The organism is Hydrogenophaga sp. (assembly GCF_022844385.1).
Taxonomy (GTDB): domain Bacteria; phylum Pseudomonadota; class Gammaproteobacteria; order Burkholderiales; family Burkholderiaceae_C; genus Hydrogenophaga.
The window spans coordinates 1-2,728 of the sequence record NZ_JALHLX010000234.1; the positions used below are offsets into that span (position 1 = coordinate 1).

Sequence of the window (2,728 nt, forward strand, 5' to 3'; positions counted from 1 at the left end):
TCTGGTCGCGGAACCCCTCCACAGGAGTCAGTTATGCAATTCGTCGCTTTTGAGCGCGCCAAGCAGGGTACGGGTGCGAGCCGCCGTCTCCGCAACACCGGCCGCACGCCCGGTATCGTTTTTGGTGGTGAAACACCCGCCGCCACGATCGAACTCGATCACAACGCCCTGTGGCACGCCCTCAAGAAGGAAGCGTTCCACTCCTCCATCCTCGAGATGGACGTGGCCGGCTCGGTGCAAAAAGTGTTGCTGCGCGATGTGCAGTACCACCCGTACAAGCCGCTCGTGCTGCACGTGGATTTCCAGCGCGTGAACGACAAGACCCGTCTGCACAAGAAGGTGCCCCTGCACTTCATCAACGAAGAGAACTCGCCTGCGGTCAAGACCGACAAGTGCGTGATCAACCACGTGATGACCGAAATCGAGATCGAGTGCCTGGCCACTCAGCTGCCCGAGAACATCACCATCGACCTGGGCGAAGTCGTCAAGGGCGGCACGGTCCACACCGGCGACATCAAGCTGCCCAAGGGCATCAAGCTGGTGATGCACGGCCGCAAAAACCTGACCATCGCCACCGTGGTGGAGCCGGTTGAAGACGTGGTGGTGGCTGTTGTCGCCGCACCTGTCGAAGACAAAAAAGGCGCCAAGGGCAAGAAGAAGTAATCTGTCTTCGGACCGATGACTGCCTTGAAACGGCCCGCCTTGGCGGGCCGTTTTGCATTCAGCCTCCTGCACCTGCCGATAATCCCACTCCATGATCAAACTCATCGCCGGCCTGGGCAACCCGGGCCCGGACTACGAACACACGCGCCACAACGCCGGCTTCTGGTGGGTGGACGAGGCCGCGCGCCTGCTCAAGACTTCGCTGCAGATGGAACGGGGCCACTTTGGCCTGGTGGCACGCGCGAACGTGGCCGGTCAGAGCGTCTGGCTGGTGGAGCCGCAGACCTTCATGAACCTCTCGGGCAAGTCGGTGGCATCGGTGGCGCGCTTCTTCAAGATCGCGCCCGAAGAGGTGCTGGTGGTTCACGACGAGCTGGATCTGCCGCCCGGTGAGGTGAAGCTCAAGAAGGGCGGCGGACATGCCGGCCACAACGGGCTGCGCGACATCCACGCCCAACTGGGCAGCCCCGACTACTGGCGCCTGCGCGTGGGCATCGGCCACCCCGGCAACAAGAACGAAGTGGCCAACTGGGTACTGAAGAAGCCTTCGCCCGACGACCGTATTGCGATTGCCCAGGCGCTGGACCGCAGTCTCAAGGCCTTGCCGCAGTTGATCGCCGGCGAGATGGACAAAGCCACCGGGCTGATCCACACCAGCAAGCCGCCGAGGCCCAAACCCCCTCGTCTGGCCAAGGCCGATCAAGAGCCTGTTGAAGGCGCAGCGGGCGAAGGCACGTCACCGGCTGCCGACAAGGGCTGACCGGCTTTTTGCAGACGCTGGTACTTCTGCCAGAGCGTCTCGCGCGATTCGATGTGGTCCGGGTGGATCGGAATGCAGCTCACCGGGCACACCTGCACACACTGCGGCTCGTCGAAATGGCCCACGCACTCGGTGCAGCGCGACGGATCGATCTCGTAGATCTCCTCGCCCATGTAAATGGCCTGGTTCGGGCATTCGGGCTCGCAGACATCGCAGTTGATGCATTCGTCGGTGATCAGCAGGGCCATGGCAATCGCTCCCGGCTCAAGCTTGCAGTGGCGCAGGCTTGAGGTTCGCGCCCACATTGGCGTTCACCATCTGCGACACATCCCCGCCGAGCTGAGAAATCTCGCGCACCAGGGTGCTGGAGATGCACTGCAGATCGGCCTGCGGCAACAGGAACACCGTCTCCACCGCCGGGTTGAGCTTGCGGTTCATCGCGGCCATCTGCGCTTCATAGTCGAAGTCGGTGAGGTTGCGGATCCCACGCACCACGGCGCACGCGCCTTGCTGGCGGCAGAAATCCATGATGAGACCGTCGAACGGCAGCACACGCACCAGGCCGGGCATGCGCGCCGCCGCTTCGGCCGCCATGTCCAGCCGCTGCTGCAATGAAAAGCGGGTCTTCTTGTGGTGGGCGATGGCCACCGCGATGATCACCTCGTCGAACAGCAGCGCAGCGCGTCGCGCCACGTCTTCGTGGCCCAGCGTGAGCGGGTCGAAGGTGCCGCTGTACACCGCCACGCGGGGCTGTTTCGAGGACAGGGAAAGGTCGGAAGCCATGGCGGGAATTATGCGCGCGGGGCTGTCAGTGCCCGCTCACTGCGCGGGCAAAGGCCGCAACAGGTGAAAGGCCACCGCGCCCGCCTTGCCTTGGCGGTGTAACTGAAGACCCAGCGTGGCGAGTTCATCGTCGAGCCAGGGGCGCGGCGCCTCCAGGTACACGAGGCCCTCAACACCGATGGCCTGGCGCGCGGCGGCAAGGGCCGAAAGCACCAGGGTTTCGTTCTGCGCATCGGCAAACGGCGGGTCGAGAAACACCACGTCAAAGCCCTGCCCGGCGCGCTGGCGCAGCGCGGCCACACCATCACCGCGCTCCACGCGCACGCCGGTGGCCTTGAGCTTGGTCACGGTGCGGCTGAGGTTGGCGAGCAAGGCGCTGTCCTGCTCGACCAGCACCACCTCCACCGCACCGCGCGAAGCGGCTTCCAGGCCCAGCGCCCCGGTACCGGCAAAGGCGTCCACACAGCGCAGGCCGGTGAGATCCTGGCCCAGCCAGTTGAACAAGGTTTCGCGCACGCGCGA

5 protein-coding genes are annotated in these 2,728 nt (G+C 64.4%); 2 read left to right on the forward strand and 3 right to left on the reverse strand.

Features of this window, described 5'->3' with window-relative positions; all coding sequences use genetic code 11:
* Positions 1 to 33: 33 nt before the first annotated feature.
* The gene (locus Q0C59_RS19520) at positions 34 to 663 is read left to right on the forward strand and encodes a 50S ribosomal protein L25/general stress protein Ctc (RefSeq protein ID WP_291218712.1); all 630 of its coding nucleotides are present in this window, start codon (positions 34 to 36) and stop codon (positions 661 to 663) included.
* 91 nt (positions 664 to 754) lie between these two features.
* Positions 755 to 1,423, forward strand: a complete 669-nt coding sequence (pth, locus tag Q0C59_RS19525) for an aminoacyl-tRNA hydrolase (RefSeq protein ID WP_291218714.1) — start codon at positions 755 to 757, stop codon at positions 1,421 to 1,423.
* Here pth and Q0C59_RS19530 read toward each other — a convergent pair.
* The 3 genes from Q0C59_RS19530 to Q0C59_RS19540 all read right to left on the reverse strand — a co-directional run.
* Complete coding sequence (locus Q0C59_RS19530; RefSeq protein WP_291218717.1) at positions 1,363 to 1,671, reverse strand: YfhL family 4Fe-4S dicluster ferredoxin; 309 nt, start codon at positions 1,669 to 1,671, stop codon at positions 1,363 to 1,365. The genes pth and Q0C59_RS19530 overlap by 61 nt on opposite strands.
* A gap of 16 nt (positions 1,672 to 1,687) precedes the next feature.
* A complete protein-coding gene (gene coaD / locus Q0C59_RS19535; RefSeq protein ID WP_291218719.1) occupies positions 1,688 to 2,206 on the reverse strand; it encodes a pantetheine-phosphate adenylyltransferase in 519 nt (172 codons plus the stop codon).
* Positions 2,207 to 2,242: 36 nt separating this feature from the next.
* Positions 2,243 to 2,728: RsmD family RNA methyltransferase (locus tag Q0C59_RS19540; protein ID WP_291218721.1), on the reverse strand; the 486-nt coding region annotated here is incomplete at its 5' end.